Origin of the sequence: Vibrio sp. D431a (genome assembly GCF_030248655.1) — a bacterium.
GTDB classification, from domain to species: domain Bacteria; phylum Pseudomonadota; class Gammaproteobacteria; order Enterobacterales; family Vibrionaceae; genus Vibrio; species Vibrio alginolyticus.
In genome coordinates this window covers 43,917-63,452 of record NZ_JAHGAP010000053.1, presented here as the reverse complement: position 1 = coordinate 63,452, position 19,536 = coordinate 43,917, and the positions used below count along the sequence as shown (strand labels likewise).

General features: G+C 44.8%; 18 protein-coding genes. 15 read left to right on the top strand and 3 right to left on the bottom strand.

The window, feature by feature from the left end; translation table 11 throughout:
- Positions 1–34: 34 nt before the first annotated feature.
- From KJB35_RS27090 to map, 3 genes are all read right to left on the bottom strand, one after another.
- On the bottom strand, positions 35–418 hold the full coding sequence (locus KJB35_RS27090; protein WP_005380322.1) for a DUF3461 family protein: 384 nt from the start codon (positions 416–418) through the stop codon (positions 35–37).
- Between the two features lie 142 nt (positions 419–560).
- Positions 561–3,185 (bottom strand): bifunctional uridylyltransferase/uridylyl-removing protein GlnD, encoded by a 2,625-nt coding sequence (gene glnD, locus KJB35_RS27085; RefSeq protein WP_017636037.1) that lies wholly within the window; start codon positions 3,183–3,185, stop codon positions 561–563.
- Between the two features lie 108 nt (positions 3,186–3,293).
- Positions 3,294–4,172, bottom strand: a complete 879-nt coding sequence (gene map / locus KJB35_RS27080; RefSeq protein ID WP_005380326.1) for a type I methionyl aminopeptidase — start codon at positions 4,170–4,172, stop codon at positions 3,294–3,296.
- Positions 4,173–4,556: 384 nt separating this feature from the next.
- Here map and rpsB point away from each other — a divergent pair, with 384 nt between their 5' ends.
- From rpsB to rnhB, 15 genes are all read left to right on the top strand, one after another.
- Positions 4,557–5,285 carry a 30S ribosomal protein S2 gene (rpsB, locus tag KJB35_RS27075; RefSeq protein WP_005380327.1) on the top strand — a complete coding sequence of 243 codons (729 nt, stop codon included), beginning with the start codon at positions 4,557–4,559 and terminating at the stop codon, positions 5,283–5,285.
- Positions 5,286–5,417: 132 nt separating this feature from the next.
- Positions 5,418–6,263, top strand: a complete 846-nt coding sequence (gene tsf / locus KJB35_RS27070) for a translation elongation factor Ts (RefSeq protein ID WP_005380328.1) — start codon at positions 5,418–5,420, stop codon at positions 6,261–6,263.
- A 147-nt stretch (positions 6,264–6,410) separates the two neighbouring features.
- Positions 6,411–7,136 carry a UMP kinase gene (gene pyrH, locus KJB35_RS27065; RefSeq protein ID WP_005380329.1) on the top strand — a complete coding sequence of 242 codons (726 nt, stop codon included), beginning with the start codon at positions 6,411–6,413 and terminating at the stop codon, positions 7,134–7,136.
- A gap of 100 nt (positions 7,137–7,236) precedes the next feature.
- Positions 7,237–7,794 (top strand): ribosome recycling factor, encoded by a 558-nt coding sequence (gene frr, locus KJB35_RS27060; RefSeq protein ID WP_005380330.1) that lies wholly within the window; start codon positions 7,237–7,239, stop codon positions 7,792–7,794.
- A gap of 96 nt (positions 7,795–7,890) precedes the next feature.
- Entirely contained in the window at positions 7,891–8,646 is a 756-nt protein-coding gene (locus tag KJB35_RS27055; RefSeq protein ID WP_005380331.1) for an isoprenyl transferase, read from the top strand.
- A gap of 12 nt (positions 8,647–8,658) precedes the next feature.
- Positions 8,659–9,501, top strand: coding sequence for a phosphatidate cytidylyltransferase (locus tag KJB35_RS27050; RefSeq protein WP_005385351.1), 843 nt, complete (start codon positions 8,659–8,661; stop codon positions 9,499–9,501).
- 50 nt (positions 9,502–9,551) lie between these two features.
- Positions 9,552–10,757: a 1-deoxy-D-xylulose-5-phosphate reductoisomerase gene (ispC, locus tag KJB35_RS27045; RefSeq protein WP_054577587.1), complete on the top strand. Its 1,206-nt coding sequence runs from the start codon at positions 9,552–9,554 to the stop codon at positions 10,755–10,757.
- Positions 10,757–12,115, top strand: coding sequence for a sigma E protease regulator RseP (rseP, locus tag KJB35_RS27040; protein WP_213908251.1), 1,359 nt, complete (start codon positions 10,757–10,759; stop codon positions 12,113–12,115). The genes ispC and rseP overlap by 1 nt, the downstream gene beginning before the upstream one ends.
- A 44-nt stretch (positions 12,116–12,159) precedes the next feature.
- A complete protein-coding gene (bamA, locus tag KJB35_RS27035) occupies positions 12,160–14,574 on the top strand; it encodes an outer membrane protein assembly factor BamA (RefSeq protein WP_005380335.1) in 2,415 nt (804 codons plus the stop codon).
- Positions 14,575–14,587: 13 nt separating this feature from the next.
- Positions 14,588–15,097 (top strand): OmpH family outer membrane protein, encoded by a 510-nt coding sequence (locus KJB35_RS27030; protein ID WP_005391804.1) that lies wholly within the window; start codon positions 14,588–14,590, stop codon positions 15,095–15,097.
- A 6-nt stretch (positions 15,098–15,103) separates the two neighbouring features.
- Positions 15,104–16,135, top strand: a complete 1,032-nt coding sequence (gene lpxD / locus KJB35_RS27025) for a UDP-3-O-(3-hydroxymyristoyl)glucosamine N-acyltransferase (RefSeq protein WP_042521415.1) — start codon at positions 15,104–15,106, stop codon at positions 16,133–16,135.
- A gap of 232 nt (positions 16,136–16,367) precedes the next feature.
- A complete protein-coding gene (gene fabZ, locus KJB35_RS27020; RefSeq protein WP_005380349.1) occupies positions 16,368–16,820 on the top strand; it encodes a 3-hydroxyacyl-ACP dehydratase FabZ in 453 nt (150 codons plus the stop codon).
- A 1-nt stretch (position 16,821) separates the two neighbouring features.
- Positions 16,822–17,610, top strand: a complete 789-nt coding sequence (gene lpxA / locus KJB35_RS27015; protein ID WP_005380357.1) for an acyl-ACP--UDP-N-acetylglucosamine O-acyltransferase — start codon at positions 16,822–16,824, stop codon at positions 17,608–17,610.
- Between the two features lie 119 nt (positions 17,611–17,729).
- Complete coding sequence (lpxB, locus tag KJB35_RS27010; RefSeq protein ID WP_017636041.1) at positions 17,730–18,869, top strand: lipid-A-disaccharide synthase; 1,140 nt, start codon at positions 17,730–17,732, stop codon at positions 18,867–18,869.
- 9 nt (positions 18,870–18,878) lie between these two features.
- The gene (gene rnhB / locus KJB35_RS27005) at positions 18,879–19,514 is read left to right on the top strand and encodes a ribonuclease HII (protein ID WP_025768249.1); all 636 of its coding nucleotides are present in this window, start codon (positions 18,879–18,881) and stop codon (positions 19,512–19,514) included.
- The last annotated feature ends 22 nt before the right edge of the window (positions 19,515–19,536 follow it).

The window sequence follows — 19,536 nt, the reverse complement described above, 5'->3', positions numbered from 1 at the left end:
CCCATATCAGGACGGGTCATTAAGACTTAACGTTTTACTTTAGTTTTTCAAGATCCGCTTCGATCTCTGCGATCTTGCTCGAAACGACTTTTTCTAAATGACGAAGGTCTGAAAGAATTTTCTCTTTTACATCAACCTCAGGTTGTTTCGTTGGCTTAGTGATTTTATTCAGTTCATCAATGACTAATGTGAGGTTACGGTTGATTTCCGTTACTTCTTTATATTTGTGACTGCCACTGTCCACAAGAACATTTTTGATTTGGCGCGGGTATTTGAATTTAACGCTTTTAGCGAACAGTTCGCCTTTTTGCTTGTGGAAATAGATCTTGAGTACGTCTTTGTGTGCTTCTTGGCGTAGGGAATAACGTTCAATCTGCTTAGGGTCGTGAATACCCAAACCAGTGAGGTGGGGATACATAGGCTACCTCTATTACATCGAATTGATATTGATATAACTGTAGCAGCCTATGTATGAGCTAGATAGCTGATATTTAGCCAAAATGCTTAACTTGTGGGCAAGATCGCTCTCGCCCTGAACCGAAAAGATTGGCAGGTTTGATCTAAGCTGCGACCTCATCAGATAACTTTTCGATCAATCTCTCTCTTAGCTCATCCTGTTGTTCTTCACTTAATCTTCCCCCTGCATCACTGGTTAAAATAAACAAGTCTTCTGCTCGCTCACCAATGGTGGTGATTTTTGCACCATGAAGGTTGATATTTAAATCAGCAAACGTACGGCCTACTTTGGCCAACAGCCCTGGTGTGTCTAGCGCGACAAACTCCATTAAAGTGTGTTTTTTACCTTTGGTTGGTAAGAAGTCGACTTTGGTTTTCACGTTAAAGTGCTGAAGTTTGTTCGGAGTACGGCGCGTTTTAATCTTGGTTGGTCGGCCTGCCTCCAGTACATGAGTGAGGTGTTTAATCACCGCGGCGTGACGAGACTCATCGATCGCTTCGCCATGTTGATCGAGTACCATAAAGGTATCAATCACGTGCCCATCTTTGCTGGTCATGATTTGCGCGTCGTGTACATTAAAATTACGCCTATCTAACTCCGCCACGACTGTCGCAAATAAAGCAGGCTGGTCTTTCGTATATACAAACACCTCAGTGCCGCCACGAGTGGCTTTTTTACTGATCAACACCAAAGGCTTAGTCGGATCTTCCATGCGAAGTAAGTGTTCGCAGTGCCACGCGATTTGCGTATGGGTATGACGAAGGAAGTAGTCAGCTTTGAAGCGTTGCCACAATACTTCAATTTCGCGCGCGGCAAACCCCTCTTTGCGCAGCATTGCGGAGGCCATTTGTTGATTGTGGCGAATTCGCTCACGCACATCGACAGGGTTCTCTAGGCCTCTACGTAAAGCACGTTGTGTGGAGTAATACAGCTCCGCAAGTAAAGTTCGTTTCCAAGCATTCCAAAGTTCTGGGTTGGTTGCACAAATATCTGCAACTGTCAGGCATACAAGATAATCGAGAGATTCTTCGTCTCTGACTTTTTTGGCAAACTCGGTAATGACATCAGGATCATAAATATCTCGGCGCTGTGCGGTGACAGACATTAATAGATGATGTCTTACCAACCAAGCGACAAGTTTCGCTTCGGGCTTCGATAAACCATGCTCAATGCAGAAGTCGTACGCTTCTCCTTCACCGATAATCGAGTGATCGCCGCCACGACCTTTCCCGATATCGTGGAAAATAGCGGCAATAATCAGCAGCTCTTTCTTTTGCATCCGAGGGTAGACGTCACAGCAAATAGGGTGCTTCGCATGATTTTCTGGGTCACTAAAAGTGTTGATGTGTTTAAGTAAGCGAATACTGTGTTCATCAACGGTGTAGGCATGGAATAAGTCAAACTGCATTTGACCAACAATCTGACTCCATTGCGGTAAATAGGCCGCCATAACCCCTAATCGGTGCATGAGGCTGAATGCTTTGTGAAGAGCATTAGGGTGACGACATAACGCCATGAACTTTTCACGCGCAGCAGGAATGGTGTGCAAAAACTTGTTGAGCCGACGCCGAGCGGTGCGCAGTTGACGCAGCGTTGGTGGGCTCACCCCTTCAATAGTTGAGTCGTTAGCAATATGTAAGAACATATCCAGAATAGTTTCTGGGCGAGCTTGGAACAATGCGGGTTTCCGCGCTTCAATTAAAGAACCGCGACGTTGAAAGTCCGTATCGAGAATCTCGGCACTTTCTGTCGCCCCACCATTAATGATCGCTTGGTCAAAGAGTTTGAGTAGCATTTTATTGAGCTCTGCCACACGACGAAGCGTGCGGTAGAACTCTTTCATCATCATTTCTACGCCTCGGTTGCCTTCTCCGACGTAGCCTAGATTTTCCGCAACTTGTGCTTGATGAGCAAAGGTCAAGCGGTTGTCATAGCGGCGAAGCTCCATGTGCAGAGCGAAACGTACTCGCCAAAGGAAGTCCTGACATTCAACCAATTCTCGGTATTCTGCGTCAGTTAAAAATCCGTATCGGCTCATTTCCAACAATGAAGTAGCACCAAAGTGACGTCGAGCGACCCAGCTTAATGTATGAATATCGCGCAGCCCGCCAGGGGTTGATTTAATGTCCGGTTCTAAGTTGTAGGTCGTGTCGTGGTAACGTGCATGGCGTTCGCGCTGCTCTTGAATTTTAGCGCGGTAAAACGTCTCACTTGGCCAGAAGGAGTCTGATAACACGACTTTCTTCAGTGCCTGAAAGGTGTCCTCGCTTCCACACAGCAGTCGCGCTTCTTGCAGGTTTGTCGCGACCGTTAGATCGGCTTTACCAATTTCAGCACATTCAGTAACGGTGCGAACAGCGTGTCCGACCTCGAGTTTTAAATCCCACAACAGCGTAATGAATTCGCTGATTTTTGCTTCTAACGCGGTTGGCAGTTTATTGTTCGACAGAATCAAAATATCGATATCGGAGAGCGGATGCAGCTCGCCTCGTCCGTAGCCACCAACGGCAACTAGGGAAATGTTGTAAATATCCTTGAAACCAAAATGTTGCCACAAACGATTGAGAAGCAGATCCATATATTCAGCTCTGGCTAAAACCAAGCTTGTTACCGGATGATGATTGAGAAACTCTTGGTTTTGATTAGAGCTAAACTTCTCTAATTCTTGTTTGAGTTCACCGATATTGATTTGTTCATCGGAAAAGGTAAGAGGGGACTGAAGTGTCATATTTGCCATCCGTGCAAGCTAATCTAATAACAATCTAACAAATTTGCGGCAGATAAAAAATATCCCCGCCGAAGCAGGGATATAGTAAACAACGAGTGGTCGTCAGCTTTACGCGTTTTTCATTAGGCGAGGAATCGTATCGTCGCTACGAAGCGTCAGTACTTCACAACCTTCTTTTGTTACAACAATGGTATGTTCCCATTGCGCAGAGTTCTTGCCGTCGCCCGTGTAAACAGTCCAGTCATCTTGTGCATCAACAGAGCAACCAAATTTACCTGCGTTAATCATCGGCTCAATAGTAAAGCACATGCCTTCTTTTAATACGCGGCGGTCTTTGTTCTTGTAATGAACCACTTGTGGTTCTTCATGGAACTCATCGCCGATACCGTGGCCACAGAAGTCTTTCACAATAGAAAACTTGTTGCGAGGATTGTTCTTGTTATTCTCTTTGATGTACTTCTCGATAGCTGTACCGATGTCACCAACCGTTGAACCTGGCTTAACGGTACGCATACCAACGTACAGTGCTTCTTGAGCTACCATGCACAGACGTTTGTTTGCAGGCGAAACATCACCGACTAGGAACATCTTAGAAGTGTCACCATGGTAACCCTGAGGACGCACGCTCAGATCGGCATTCTCATCATTTGGAACGATTACGGTAATATCAACGTTTAAGATGTCACCATCTTTTAGTACCGCCGGCTTCATTTGGCCGTTGCTACCGATTTCGTCTTTTTCCGCTGGAATACCGTGGCATACGATATGGTTGATTGAAGTACAGATCGACTTAGGGAAACCATGGTAATCAAGCGGAGCAGAGTATGCGCCTTTTTCTAGAGCGTACTCATGACAGATTTTGTTTAACTCTTCTGTCGTCACACCAACTTTGATGTGTGGTTCGATCATTTCTAGAATCTCTGCGGCTAGCTTGCCCGCAATGCGCATGCGTTCTATTTCTTCAGCAGTTTTAATCTTGATTGACATTGGCTTTCTCTACTTATTCCTAAGCACGTAAACGTGCGAATGGCCGCATTCTATCAGACATCGGGGCGTTAACCCAAGTTAGATAGGAATATGCATCATTCTTAATTCGATCATATGTTTAAAGTTTTGCTTATAAATAGGAGAAAGTGGCTCGGTGAAGAAATAATTTTTACTAGCCACAGTGAGCTAAAATATGGTATAAAGCGCGCCGGAATAGAGGACTGTTCTCTTCGTTTAGCAAAGTTAAGCGGCGAAGCAAGCTTCATCCGAATAACCTTTTATCTTTAAATCACACACATTCCGTCACATATTCCGGGGTGCTGAGCAGAAGCTTGGTCGGGGTTATGGGGAATGTGGAGGCCTAACCCCATAGAGGATTTTAAAATGGCAACTGTATCAATGCGCGATATGCTAAAAGCTGGTGTTCACTTCGGTCACCAGACTCGTTACTGGAACCCAAAAATGAAGCCATTCATCTTTGGCGCTCGTAACAAAGTTCATATCATCAACCTAGAAAAAACTGTACCAATGTTCAACGACGCTCTAGCTGAACTAGCTAAAGTTGGCGAGAAGAAAGGTAAGGTTCTATTCGTAGGTACTAAGCGCGCTGCATCTGAAGCTGTTAAAGAAGCTGCAATCGCAAGCAACCAGTTTTACGTAAACAACCGCTGGTTAGGCGGTATGCTTACAAACTACAAAACAGTTCGTCAGTCTATCAAGCGTCTAAAAGAACTAGAGACTCAATCTCAAGACGGTACTTTTGACAAACTAACTAAGAAAGAAGCTCTAATGCGTACTCGCGAAATGGAGAAGCTAGAGAAATCTCTTGGTGGTATCAAAGACATGGGCGGCCTACCAGACGCTCTATTCGTAATCGACGCTGATCACGAACACATTGCAATTAAAGAAGCTAACAACCTAGGTATTCCAGTATACGCTGTGGTAGATACTAACTCTAACCCAGACGGCGTTGACTACGTAATCCCAGGTAACGACGACGCGATCCGCGCTGTACAGCTATACCTGAACGCTGCTGCTTCAGCAGTATCTGAAGGTCGTAACAAAGACGTAGCTGCAGTTGCTGAAAAAGACGGTTTCGTAGAAGCTGAATAATAGCGGCTCTGTGTCACACTTGGTCTATGTGAAACCTTTGTGTAGCATAAACTAAGTTATAGTTAGCAATGGGGGCCGACAATGTTAGGCCCCTGTTTTTTACCTTATTTCGAATCAAACGAGGAAGACAGAATGGCAACTGTAACTGCTGCTCTAGTTAAAGAACTTCGCGAGCGTACTGGCGCTGGCATGATGGAATGTAAGAAAGCGCTTGTAGAAGCAAACGCTGACATCGAACTAGCAATTGAAAACATGCGTAAATCTGGCGCAGCGAAAGCAGCTAAGAAAGCTGGTAACGTTGCAGCTGAAGGCGCAATCATCATCAAAGAAGAAAACGGCGTTGCTGTTCTTCTTGAAGTTAACTGCCAAACTGACTTCGTTGCTAAAGACGGTAACTTCACTGCATTCGCAGAAGAAGTTGCAGCTGCAGCTCTAGCTTCAAAAGCTTCTGTTGAAGAACTACAAGCACAATTCGAAGACGCACGTGTAGCTCTAGTAGCTAAAATCGGTGAAAACATCACTATCCGTCGCGTAGAATACGTTCAAGGCACTGCAATCGCTTCTTACCGTCACGGTGAGAAAATCGGTGTTGTTGTTGCTGGTGAAGGCGACGCAGAAACTCTTAAGCACGTTGCAATGCACGTTGCTGCTTCTAAGCCTGAGTTCGTTAACCCAGAAGACGTACCAGCTGACGTAGTAGAAAAAGAGAAAGCGGTTCAAGTTGAAATCGCAATGAACGAAGGCAAGCCTGCTGAAATCGCTGAGAAGATGGTTGTTGGCCGCATGAAGAAATTCACTGGCGAGATCTCTCTAACAGGTCAAGCTTTCATCATGGAGCCTAAGAAAACTGTAGGCGAAATGCTGAAAGAAAAAGGTGCTTCAGTTTCTACGTTCGTTCGCCTAGAAGTAGGTGAAGGTATCGAGAAGAAAGAAGAAATGAGCTTCGCTGAAGAAGTTGCAGCAGCTCAAAAAGGTTAATCCTTAGAGACTGTATAAAGATTAGACCGTAGCCAAGGCTGCGGTCTTTTTATGAGCAGTGAACGATTAGCCGTGATGAATAGCCATAACTGAAGTTGTGTCTATTCATGACTGTTAATCAACAACTCTCTTTGGAAGGTAAACTCCATGACTACGAACCCTAAACCAGCGTATCAACGTATTCTATTAAAACTGAGTGGTGAAGCTCTTCAAGGTGAAGACGGTTTTGGTATTGATCCTGCGGTCCTTGATCGTATGGCACAAGAAGTTAAAGAACTGGTTGAACTGGGTGTTCAGGTTGGTGTAGTTATCGGTGGCGGTAACTTGTTCCGTGGTGCAGGCCTAGCTGAAGCTGGTATGAACCGCGTAGTTGGTGACCACATGGGTATGCTTGCTACAGTAATGAATGGCCTAGCGATGCGCGATGCTCTTCACCGTGCATACGTGAATGCGCGCGTTATGTCTGCCATTCCTCTAAAAGGCGTATGTGACGACTATAATTGGGCTGATGCGATCCGTGAGCTTCGCCAAGGCCGTGTTGTCATCTTCTCTGCTGGTACGGGTAACCCGTTCTTTACAACGGATTCTGCTGCTTGCCTACGTGGTATCGAAATTGAAGCGGATGTCGTACTAAAAGCGACGAAAGTTGATGGTGTATTTACTGCTGACCCTGTAGCAAACCCAGACGCAGAGCTGTATGATAAGCTATCTTATGCAGAAGTTCTGGATAAAGAGCTGAAAGTTATGGACTTGGCGGCGTTTACGCTAGCTCGTGACCACAAAATGCCAATCCGCGTATTTAATATGAACAAGCCAGGCGCACTACGTCGCGTGGTTATGGGCGAAGCAGAAGGCACGCTCATCAACGAATAAGCTTGGCTTAAGGTGCCACTCCAAAGCGTTAGGGTGGTGCTTGCTTTGCTCAACCGTTTTAGGCTTTCTTCAGGAAAGATGACATTTTTAAGGTGAAACTGTGATTAACGAAATCAAAAAAGACGCGCAAGAGCGCATGGATAAAAGCGTTGAAGCGCTTAAGAACAACCTTTCTAAAATTCGTACAGGTCGTGCACACCCAAGCCTACTATCTGGTATTTCTGTAGAATACTACGGTGCAGCAACACCTCTAAACCAAGTAGCAAACGTTATTGCTGAAGATGCACGTACACTTGCAATCACGGTTTTTGATAAAGAGCTGACGCCGAAAGTAGAAAAAGCGATCATGACGTCTGACCTTGGTCTAAACCCTATGTCAGCTGGCACTATCATCCGCGTTCCACTTCCACCGCTAACGGAAGAACGTCGTAAAGACCTAGTTAAGATCGTCCGTGGTGAAGCTGAAGGTGGTCGTGTTGCTGTTCGTAACATCCGTCGTGACGCAAACAACGATCTTAAAGCGCTTCTAAAAGATAAAGAAATCTCTGAAGATGAAGACCGTAAAGCACAAGACGAAATTCAAAAGCTAACTGACGTTGCAGTTAAGAAGATCGATGAAGTTCTTGCTGCAAAAGAAAAAGAGTTGATGGAAGTTTAATACTCCCACACACATCACTGTTGGAAAACGCTGTGCTCACAGCTCAGCGTTTTTTTATGTTAGTCTATCCAACTGATGGAACTCAATTAACTCCCTATGCAAAATTCTCAAGCCTTCTCTGATTCCCTTCCTAAGCATATTGCCATCATTATGGACGGTAATGGCCGTTGGGCTAAGTCCAAAGGAAAACCTCGCGTATTTGGTCATAAAAAAGGCGTTAGTGCCGTTCGTAAGACCGTGGCTGCTGCTTCAAAACTAGGCATTAGAGCCATGACGCTGTTTGCTTTTAGTAGTGAAAACTGGCGTCGTCCGGAGGAAGAAGTGGGTCTTTTGATGGAACTGTTTATCACGGTCCTGTCTAGTGAAGTAAAAAAACTACACAAAAATAACTTACGGTTGCGCGTGATCGGTGATACCAGTCGATTTAGTGAGCGTCTACAAAAGAAAATTGTAGAAGCAGAAAACCTAACGGCAGATAACACGGGTATGGTGATCAACATTGCAGCCAACTATGGCGGTAAATGGGACATCACAGAAGCTGCTAAAACGTTAGCGCTAAAAGCACGTAACGGTGAAATTCGTGTAGAGGATATCAATGAGCAGCTAATCACTGAGCATTTGACCATGGCAGACCTACCGGAAGTGGATCTTTTAATTCGCACCAGTGGAGAGTGCCGCATCAGCAACTTTATGTTGTGGCAAATGGCTTATGCAGAAATGTACTTTACACCAGAGTACTGGCCAGAATTCGATGAAGACAGTTTGGTAGAAGCTGTAACTTGGTTTATCAACCGAGAACGTCGTTTTGGCTGTACAGGTGAACAAATAAAGGCATTGATGGCAGCTCAATAAGGACTAGTTAGTTTGAAACAGAGAATAATAACAGCACTAATTTTAGCTCCCCTGGTTATTTTAGGCATTTTTAAATTACCGCTAATGGGCTTTATTGCCGCTTTAACTGCAATAACGCTATTAGGTTTTTGGGAGTGGACTCAGTTTACAGGAAGCAACTCTCGCATTGCTGCCCTTGTGCCGGCAATCATTATTACCGGACTTAGTTTTCTATACATCTCGCCTGATGCATATAGCCTCAATCACTTAACGACACCTCATTATGTCGTCTTGGGTATTGGTTTTGTTTGGTGGATTATTGCTAGCTTAATGGCGATTACTTACCCCAAAACGACGAAATCTTGGCAAAGTAATTTTGTTTTACGTCATGTATTTGGTTTTCTGACATTAATCCCATTCCTTTGGAGTGTGATTATTCTCAGAGCGTATGACATCACTGTAGATCCATACCACGGCGCAAAGCTTGTGTTGTACGTTTGTTTCTTGGTATGGGCTGCAGATAGCGGCGCCTACTTTGCAGGCAAAAGCTTAGGCAAACGTAAGATGGCTCCTCATGTAAGCCCCAATAAAACCATTGAAGGGCTAATTGGTGGCATTATCACGGCATTAATCGTAGCGTGGGCATTTGCTGATTGGTTCGATATCCAGTTCACTAGCCCTGTCCATATGGTGCTGATTACGCTGGTTACTGTCGTTATTTCAGTGCTTGGTGATCTGGTTGAAAGTATGTTCAAACGTGTCTCAGGCATTAAAGACAGCAGTAACATTATCCCAGGGCACGGTGGTGTGCTAGATCGTATCGACAGCCTAACCGCAGCATTCCCAGTTTTTGCTCTTCTTTACTACGTATTCTAATTTATCAGGAGCGGCGTCGTCGCTCCTGAGCTTTCTAACGGTCTTACAACATGCAAAAGTTAACGATTCTTGGTGCTACTGGATCAATTGGTGCAAGCACGCTTAAAGTGGTCGAACAAAACCCAGATCTGTTTTCTGTCGTTGCCTTAGCGGCAAGCACTAACGTTGAAAAGATGATCGGTCTATGTCGTCAGTGGCAACCTAAATATGCGGTCATGGCAGATAAAGCTGCGGCGTCTAAACTTCAAGCTGAGCTACACTCGGTTTCGCCAGGTACCGAAGTGCTAGGTGGTACTGATGCGCTATGTCATATAGCTTCGCTGGACGAGGTCGACAGTGTAATGGCTGCTATTGTAGGAGCCGCTGGCTTATTGCCTACCATGGCTGCCGTGAAAGCAGGTAAGCGAGTCTTGTTGGCAAATAAAGAAGCACTTGTAATGTCAGGCCAGCTATTTATTGATGCTGTAGAAGAATTTGGCGCAGAGCTACTTCCCGTCGACAGTGAACACAACGCCATTTTCCAATGTTTACCACAGCAAGTACAAACCAATCTAGGTCGTTGCAATTTACAAGAACATGGCATTTCTCATATTTTGTTGACTGGATCTGGTGGTCCTTTCCGTTACACTGACATCGCAGAACTGGAGCAGGTGACACCCGCTCAGGCGATCGCTCATCCAAACTGGTCGATGGGGCCAAAAATTTCTGTTGATTCTGCCACGATGATGAATAAAGGCCTTGAGTATATAGAAGCTAAGTGGCTATTTAATGCTGCTCGCGAACAACTGAAGGTGGTTATTCATCCTCAATCTGTGATTCATTCTATGGTTCAGTATCGTGATGGTTCGGTCTTGGCACAAATGGGAGAAGCGGATATGGCGACGCCAATTGCGCTCACCATGTCATACCCGTCAAGAGTAGAAGCTGGGGTTAAGCCGCTAGACTTCACGAAAGTTGGTGAGCTGACGTTTTTGCAGCCTGACTTTGCTCGTTACCCATGTTTAAAACTCGCAATTGATGCTTGTTATGAAGGTCAACACGCAACAACGGCATTGAATGCAGCTAATGAAGTCGCTGTTGATGCATTTTTAAATAACAGACTAGGTTTTACCGATATTGCTCGCATCAATGAGTCTGTGTTGAATAAAATCAACGCAAGCTGCAAAGCTGAGAATGCGAATAGCTTGGAAAGCTTGCTCGAGCTAGATAGAATGGCACGAACTATTGCCCTAGAAACCATACGCGAGCGTAGCTGATGACTGGTATATTGTGGAATCTCATTTCTTTTATCGTCGCACTGGGCATTCTTGTTGCCGTGCACGAATTTGGGCATTTTTGGGTTGCTCGCCGTTGCGGCGTTAAAGTTGAAAAGTTTTCAATCGGTTTCGGCAAGTCTATTTGGAGTAAAGTAGGCAAAGACGGAACGGAGTACAGCATCTCAATGATCCCTCTCGGCGGCTATGTGAAAATGGTTGATAGCCGTGTCGATGAGGTGCCAGAACATGAGAAGCACCTAGCGTTTGATAAGAAGCCGTTATGGAAGCGAACCTCTATTGTTGCGGCTGGCCCCATCTTTAATTTTCTTTTCGCAATTTTTGCCTATTGGCTGGTATTTCTAATTGGTATCTCGGCTGTTAAGCCTGTAATTGGTGAAGTTACGCCCAATTCGATTGTTGCGGAAGCTGGAATTGAATCTGGAATGGAACTTAAATCGATATCTGGTATCAAAACTCCGGATTGGGAATCAGTAAATATGGGATTGATTTCTCATATTGGCGATGATTTGATGACGGTAACACTAACGTCAGCGAATGAAGTTGGTTCAGAAGTAACGAAAACGCTCGATTTACGTGAGTGGAAGTTCGACCCAGAAACTCAGTCAGCGATGCAGTCGTTAGGTTTTGCTCCGTATACACCGGAGGTGTATCGAGTTATCGAGCAGGTCTCGCAAGGTGGAGCGGCGGAAAAAGCCGGTGTGCTTCCAGGTGATGAGGTTGTCGCAATTGGTCAACAACGCGTAACCGAATGGAAGCAAGTGGTTGAAGCGGTTCGTTCTAATCCTGATACACCGCTTGAATTGACGGTGTTGCGTCAGGGTTATGAGCAAACATTGACGCTGACGCCCGGTAGCCGTGAGCTAGCTAACAAAGAAGTCGTTGGTTTTGCAGGTATTGCACCTAAAGTCGCAGAATGGCCAGAAAGTTATCGCTTCGATCTTCAGTTTGGTGTATTCGAGTCAATAGGTAAAGCAGTAGACAAAACTGGCCAAGTCATTGGTTTGACAATCAGCATGCTTAAGAAGCTGATTGTTGGAGACGTTGGTCTGAATAATCTGAGTGGACCAATATCAATAGCCAAAGGCGCAGGCGCGACAGCAGATTATGGTTTGGTCTACTTTTTAGGTTTTCTCGCTCTAATTAGTGTTAACCTAGGTATTATTAATCTCGTTCCTTTACCAATGTTGGATGGCGGTCATTTGTTGTTTTTTGCAATTGAAGCAGTCATTCGACGCCCTGTTCCTGAGAAAGTGCAGGAAATGGGCTTTAGAATTGGTGGTGCGATCATCTTCTCGCTCATGGCGTTAGCGCTATTTAATGATTTTACTCGTCTGTGATAGTTCAGAGACAAAAGCAGTAGCAAGGAATAATTAGAACAAGTATGGCGATTAAGCGAATTCTATTTGCAAGTTTACTGGCGACCAGTGTATCTGCAAATGGAGCAGAGAACTTCGTAGTTCAAGATATTGAAATCGATGGATTGCAGCGTGTAGCACTGGGTGCTGCATTGTTGAAAATGCCTGTACGTGTCGGTGATACCATTGGCCAAGGCGATGTTGCAGAAATTATCCGCGCCCTGTATGCATCTGGTAACTTTGAAGATGTGAAAGTGTTGCGTGACGGTGGTGTTCTGATGGTTCAAGTCAAAGAACGTCCTACCATTGCAAGCATCTCTTTTTCAGGTAACAAAGCAATCAAGGACGAGCAGCTACAAGAAAACCTGAACGCGTCTGGTGTTCGTGAAGGTGAAGCGCTTGACCGCACCACGCTAAGCAACATTGAAAAAGGCTTAGAAGACTTTTACTACAGCGTAGGTAAATACAACGCAACAGTAAAAGCGGTGGTTACTCCACTACCACGTAATCGTTCTGACCTTAAGTTTGTCTTTACTGAAGGTGTGTCGGCAAAAATTCAGCAAATCAACTTTATCGGTAATGAAGTGTTCAGTGATGAAGAGCTGCTTTCGCGCTTTAACTTAAATGTTGATGTGCCGTGGTGGAATTTCCTTTCTGATGAAAAGTATCAAAAGCAAGTCCTTGCAGGTGATATTGAAGCACTCAAATCATTCTACCTGGATCGTGGTTACTTAAAATTTAACGTTGATTCGACACAAGTTGCAATCTCTCCTGACAAGAAAGGGGTATACATTACTCTTGGTCTAGAAGAGGGCGAGGTTTACACCGTTAAGGACGTGAAGTTCCGTGGCGATTTGATTGGCGAGGAAGCGACGTTCGAAAGACTTGTGCCATTTGAAGACAATGAGACATACAACGGCTCGTTGGTTACTTCAATGGAAGAAGGAATTAAGCGTGTGCTTGGTGAGTCCGGCTATGCTTATCCTCAAGTGAATACCATTCCAGAGTTTGACGACGAGAATCAAGAAGTTTCTTTGGTCGTTAACGTAGACCCGGGTAACCGAATTTATGTTCGTGATATTCGCTTCACGGGTAATAACTCAACCAAAGATGAAGTCCTTCGTCGTGAAATGCGTCAGATGGAAGGCAGTTGGTTGAACTCGAAATCGATTGAAACGGGTAAAACTCGTCTAAATCGTTTGGGCTACTTTGAAAATGTTGAAGTACAGACGGTTCGAGTTCCTGGTAGTGATGATCAAGTTGACCTAGTTTACTCTGTCAAAGAAGCGAACTCTGGTAGCGTTAACTTCGGTGTTGGCTACGGTACAGAATCGGGTGTGAGCTTCCAGGTTGGCCTGCAACAAGATAACTTTATTGGTAGCGGTAACCGTGTTGGTATCAACGCGATGATGAATGACTACCAGAAAAACATCAGTCTTGATTACCGTGATCCGTACTGGAACTTAGACGGTGTAAGCTTAGGTGGTAAGGTTTTCTATAACGAATTTGAAGCTAAAGAAGCCAATATCGTTGACTATACCAACGAAAGCTATGGCGCGAGCTTAACGTGGGGCTTCCCATTCGACGAGTTGAACCGTTTTGAATTCGGTGTCGGTTATACGCACAACAAGATCGGTAACTTATCGCCTTACTTGCAGGTAGAGCAGTTCTTAGAAGCGCAAAAAGATAATATAGATTCAAGTGGGGCATTGAATACGAACGACTTCGACTTCAATATCTCTTGGACACGTAATAACTTAAACCGTGGCTATTTCCCTACGGCAGGTAACCATCAGCGTGCATTCTATAAAATGACCGTACCTGGCTCTGACGTTCAATACTTCAAAATGCAGTACGATGTTCGCCAGTATGTGCCATTGACTAAAAAGCACGAGTTTACCCTCTTGTTCCGTGGCCGCTTAGGTTACGGTAATGGTTACGGTCAAACGGATGGTAACGATAACTTGTTCCCATTCTACGAAAACTACTACGCCGGTGGCTTTACATCGCTTCGTGGCTTTGGCTCAAACTCTGTTGGCCCTAAAGCGGTTTACCGCGATACATCCGGCTCTAACAATGGTACAGATATTGCGACAGATGATTCAGTGGGTGGTAACGCAGTCGCATTAGCAAGTATTGAGTTGATCGTTCCAACGCCGTTCGCATCAGAGGAAGTACAAAACCAAATTCGTACCAGTATCTTCTTTGATATGGCAAGTGTTTGGGATACCGAGTTTGATTATCGAGAAAATAGCAACATTTCGGGTGCTAACTACTACTACGATTACTCAGATCCAACCAACTACCGCTCTTCTTACGGTGCGGCGTTGCAGTGGATGTCTCCAATGGGGCCACTAGTATTCTCACTAGCGAAACCAATTAAGAAATTTGATGGCGATGATGAAGAGTTCTTCACATTCACTATCGGTAGAACTTTCTAAAGAGGAAAATATTTTGAATAAAATGATCAAAGCGGCTGGGATTGGCCTTCTTGTACTGAGCTCTTCAATGTTTGCAAATGCGGCAGAAGCTGCACAAAAAATTGCTTATGTAAATACAGCTCAAGTTTTCCAAGCTCTTCCTCAACGTGAAGTTGTACTACAAAAAATGCAGAAAGACTTCAAAAGCAAAGCTGATGAACTGAAGTCAATCCAAGCACAAGCTAAAACAAAGATTGAGAAGCTACAACGTGACGGCGAGCTTTTGGGTCAAGACGAAGTTGAAAAGCTACGTATCGATATCGCGAAGCTAGACAGCGAGTACAAAGTGAAAGCACAAGCACTTGAAAAAGCAAGTGCGCGTCGTGAAGCTGAAGAAAAAGCGAAGCTTTTCAAAACGATTCAAGATGCAGTTAAGAAAGTCGCAGACAAAAATGGTTACGATCTTGTGATTGATATCTCTGCTTTGCAGTACGGCAAGCCAGAATACAATATCTCTGAAGACGTAATTAAAGCTCTAAAATAAGAAGTTATGAAGACATTAACATTAGCCGAATTGGCGACAATTACCGGGGGTGAACTGTTTGGTGACGAGTCTCTCGTTGTAAGCCGTGTTGCCCCAATGGATAAAGCACAAGAAGGTGATGTAACCTTCTTGTCTAACCCAAAATACGCAAAACACCTTTCTGAGTGCCAAGCTACCGTTGTTATGGTAAAGGCTGAGCATAAAGATCAATGCGTTGGAAATGCGTTAGTGGTTTCAGACCCTTATGTCGCATTTGCTCGTGTGGTTCAAGCGATGGATACCACACCAAAGCCGGCAAACGATATTGCACCAAGTGCTGTGATTGCCGCTGACGTTAAGATGGGTGAGAACGTTACAATCGGCGCTAACGCTGTGATTGAAACGGGCGTAGAACTCGGCGATAACGTAAGCGTTGGAGCTGGTTGTTTTATCGGTAAGAACGCCAAGCTAGGGAATAACACCAAGCTTTGGGCTAATGTCACTATCTATCATGAAGTGTCATTGGGTGATGACTGTCTCGTTCAATCGGGTACCGTCATTGGCTCTGATGGCTTCGGTTATGCGAATGACAAAGGCGAGTGGATCAAAATTCCTCAGCTTGGTTCAGTGCGTATCGGTAACCGCGTTGAGATTGGTGCTTGTACTACGATTGACCGCGGTGCACTCGAAGATACTATCATTGAAGACAATGTCATTCTGGATAACCAACTTCAAATCGCGCACAACGTGCAGATCGGATATGGTACCGTGATGCCTGGTGGTACTATTGTCGCGGGCAGTACAAAAATTGGTAAGTACTGCCAGATTGGCGGCGCGTCTGTTCTGAATGGCCATATCACTATCGCAGATGGTGTGGCTATTACAGGTATGGGCATGGTAATGCGCAGTATCGAAGAAAAAGGCCTTTACTCATCAGGTATCCCACTACAAACGAACAGAGAGTGGCGTAAGACCGCGACTCGAGTTCACCGTATTGATGAGATGAATAAGCGCCTAAAAGCGGTTGAAAAACAGCTGGAACAGAAAGAAGAAATTTAGAACAAGTTATCTTTCGCTCTGTATTTAACACGAAGGCTAACAAGCTCTAGTTCCATATTCTGTAAGAAGACTCGCGAAATGCGGGTCTTTTTCTTCTATAATGACGCGCTCTAAGTAGATTTAACTCCAAGATGGTGCGTATTTTGCTAGTATATTGCAAAGCGATTCGGCTTTACGACCTGTTGCCACGTTTGCCATCTTGGCGGCAAAAAATTGATATAGGAAGACGACTTTGACTACTGAAAAGAAAACGATGAACATCTCTGAAATTCAAGAGCTACTACCTCATCGCTACCCATTCTTATTGATCGACCGAGTGATAGACTTCCAAGAAGAGAAGTACCTTCACGCGATTAAAAACGTGTCGGTTAACGAACCTCAGTTCACAGGTCACTTTCCTCAACTACCAGTATTCCCAGGTGTTTTGATTTTAGAAGCAATGGCTCAGGCAACAGGCTTACTTGCATTTAAATCATTTGGTGCACCAACAGAAAATGAACTGTACTACTTTGCAAGCGTAGACGGCGCGAAATTCCGTAAACCAGTGGTTCCGGGCGACCAATTGGTTATTGAGGTAGAATTTCTGAAAGAACGTCGCGGCATTGCTGCATTTAGCGGTGTAGCAAAAGTTGACGGTGAAGTGGTATGTTCTGCAGAACTGAAGTGTGCTCGTCGAGAGTTTTAATATGATTCATGAAACCGCTAAAATCCACCCGGCAGCGGTGGTAGAAGAGGGCGCCAAAATTGGTGCTAACGTAACAGTAGGTCCTTTTACGTACATCACCTCTACGGTTGAAATTGGTGAAGGCACAGAAGTGATGTCTCACGTTGTGATCAAAGGTCACACAACTATTGGCAAAGATAACCGTATTTTCCCACATGCTGTCATTGGTGAAGAAAACCAAGACAAAAAATACGGTGGTGAAGACACAACTGTGGTTATCGGTGACCGTAACGTCATTCGTGAAGCGGTCCAAGTTCACCGCGGCACAGTGCAAGACAAAGCAACCACGATCATTGGTGATGACAACTTATTGTGTGTGAATGCACACGTTGCGCATGATGTTGTTATTGGTAACCACACTCATATCGGTAATAACTCGATTCTTGGTGGTCACGTTACTGTTGATGACTATGCCGGTGTGATGGCACTGTCTGCGATTCATCCGTTTTGTACAGTGGGCGCTTACGCATACATTGGCGGCTGTTCAGCTGTGGTGCAAGATGTCCCAGCTTATGTACTCGCGCAAGGTAACCACGCTACTCCATTCGGCTTGAACCTTGTTGGCTTGAAGCGTAATGGCTTTGAGAAACCAGAGATTCGTGCGCTACAAAAAGCGTATAAAGAAATCTACCGTTCAGGTAAGACGCTAGAAGAAGTGAAGCCTATTCTGGCTGAAATGGCTCAAGAGTGGCCGGCTGTGAAGCGTTTCTCAGATATTCTGGAAACGACGGAACGTGGCATTATTCGTTAATTGGCGAATGAACCAATAAATAAAAAGATCGTGACCAAATTTGAGGTTACGATCTTTTTGTGTTTTATGGATAAGGCAAACCGTTATCCATAGCGCACAGGAAAAATAGCGAAGTAGATATGGAAAGACCATTACGTATTGGCATCATTGCCGGAGAATTGTCTGGCGATACGCTAGGTGAAGGCTTTATCAAAGCAGTAAAGCAACAATATCCAGACGCAGAGTTCGTAGGCATTGGTGGTCCGAAAATGATAGCCCAAGGTTGCGAGTCTCTGTTTGATATGGAAGAGCTTGCGGTGATGGGATTAGTCGAGGTTTTAGGCCGCTTACCGAGACTTCTTAAAGTGAAAGCTGAGCTCGTTCAGTATTTTACTCAGAATCCGCCTGATGTTTTCATCGGGATCGATGCTCCTGACTTCAACTTACGCCTGGAGCTTGACCTCAAGCAAGCGGGCATTAAAACCGTTCATTACGTGAGTCCGTCTGTTTGGGCTTGGCGTCAGAAGCGCATCTTTAAAATAGAAGCGGCAACGAACTTGGTGCTAGCATTTCTTCCGTTTGAGAAAGCGTTCTACGACAAATTTAATGTACCTTGCGAGTTCATTGGTCATACCTTGGCTGATGCCATCCCACTAGAATCAGAACAAGCGCCTGCACGTGAGTTGCTTGGTTTAGAACAAGATAAAAAGTGGCTTGCTGTCCTGCCAGGCAGTCGTGGTAGCGAGTTAAAAATGCTCTCAGAGCCATTTATTGAAACCTGCAAGTTACTCCATAAAAAATTTCCAGAACTGGGGTTTGTTGTCGCGCTTGTTAATCAAAAACGCCGTGAGCAGTTTGAACAAGCATGGAAAGAGCTAGCGCCAGAGTTGGACTTCAAGTTAGTTGATGACACCGCACGCAACGTCATCACCGCATCCGATGCCGTGATGTTGGCCTCCGGTACCGTAGCGTTGGAGTGTATGCTTCTCAAGCGTCCAATGGTGGTGGGTTATCGTGTGAATGCATTTACTGCTTTCTTAGCTAAACGTCTATTGAAAACGAAGTATGTGTCATTGCCGAATATCTTGGCGGATGATGAGCTCGTCAAAGAATATCTACAAGATGAGTGCACACCAGACAATTTGTTTACTGAGGTTTCTCGCTTATTGGAAAGCGACAATAAACCGATGTTAGATAAATTTACGGAAATGCATCATTGGATTCGTAAAGATGCGGACCAACAAGCCGCAAACGCAGTTCTAAAACTGATTGAGAAATAGAGATTTATCATGGCTGTTAAACCAAAAGCGACCAAAACCAAAGTTGAACTCCCTCCGTTTGAATATCCGCAAGGTTATCAGCTTGTGGCCGGAGTCGACGAGGTCGGACGTGGCCCTTTGGTGGGAGACGTCGTCACCGCTGCGGTTATCCTTGATCCTCACAATCCTATTGAAGGGTTGAACGATTCGAAAAAATTGACCGAAAAGAAACGCATGGCGTTGCTTCCTGAAATCAAAGAAAAAGCATTGGCGTGGGCGGTCGGGCGTTGTTCTCCTGAAGAAATTGATCAACTGAATATTTTACAGGCGACTATGGTTGCGATGCAGCGTGCAGTGGCGGGGTTACAGGTTCAACCTGATTTGGTGTTGATTGATGGTAACCGTTGTCCGGAGCTGCCAATGGATGCTCAAGCTGTAGTAAAAGGCGATCTACGTGTTGCCGAAATCAGTGCGGCTTCCATTATTGCCAAAGTCGTGCGTGACCAAGAGATGGAAGAGTTGGATAAACTTCATCCACAATTTGGCTTCGCGAAGCACAAAGGTTACCCAACTAAAGCGCACTTTGAAGCGATTGAGCAACACGGAGTGATCAGTGAACACCGCAAGAGTTTCAAGCCAGTAAAAAAAGCGTTAAGCATAGAATAATCAAACGATCTAATTGGTGTTA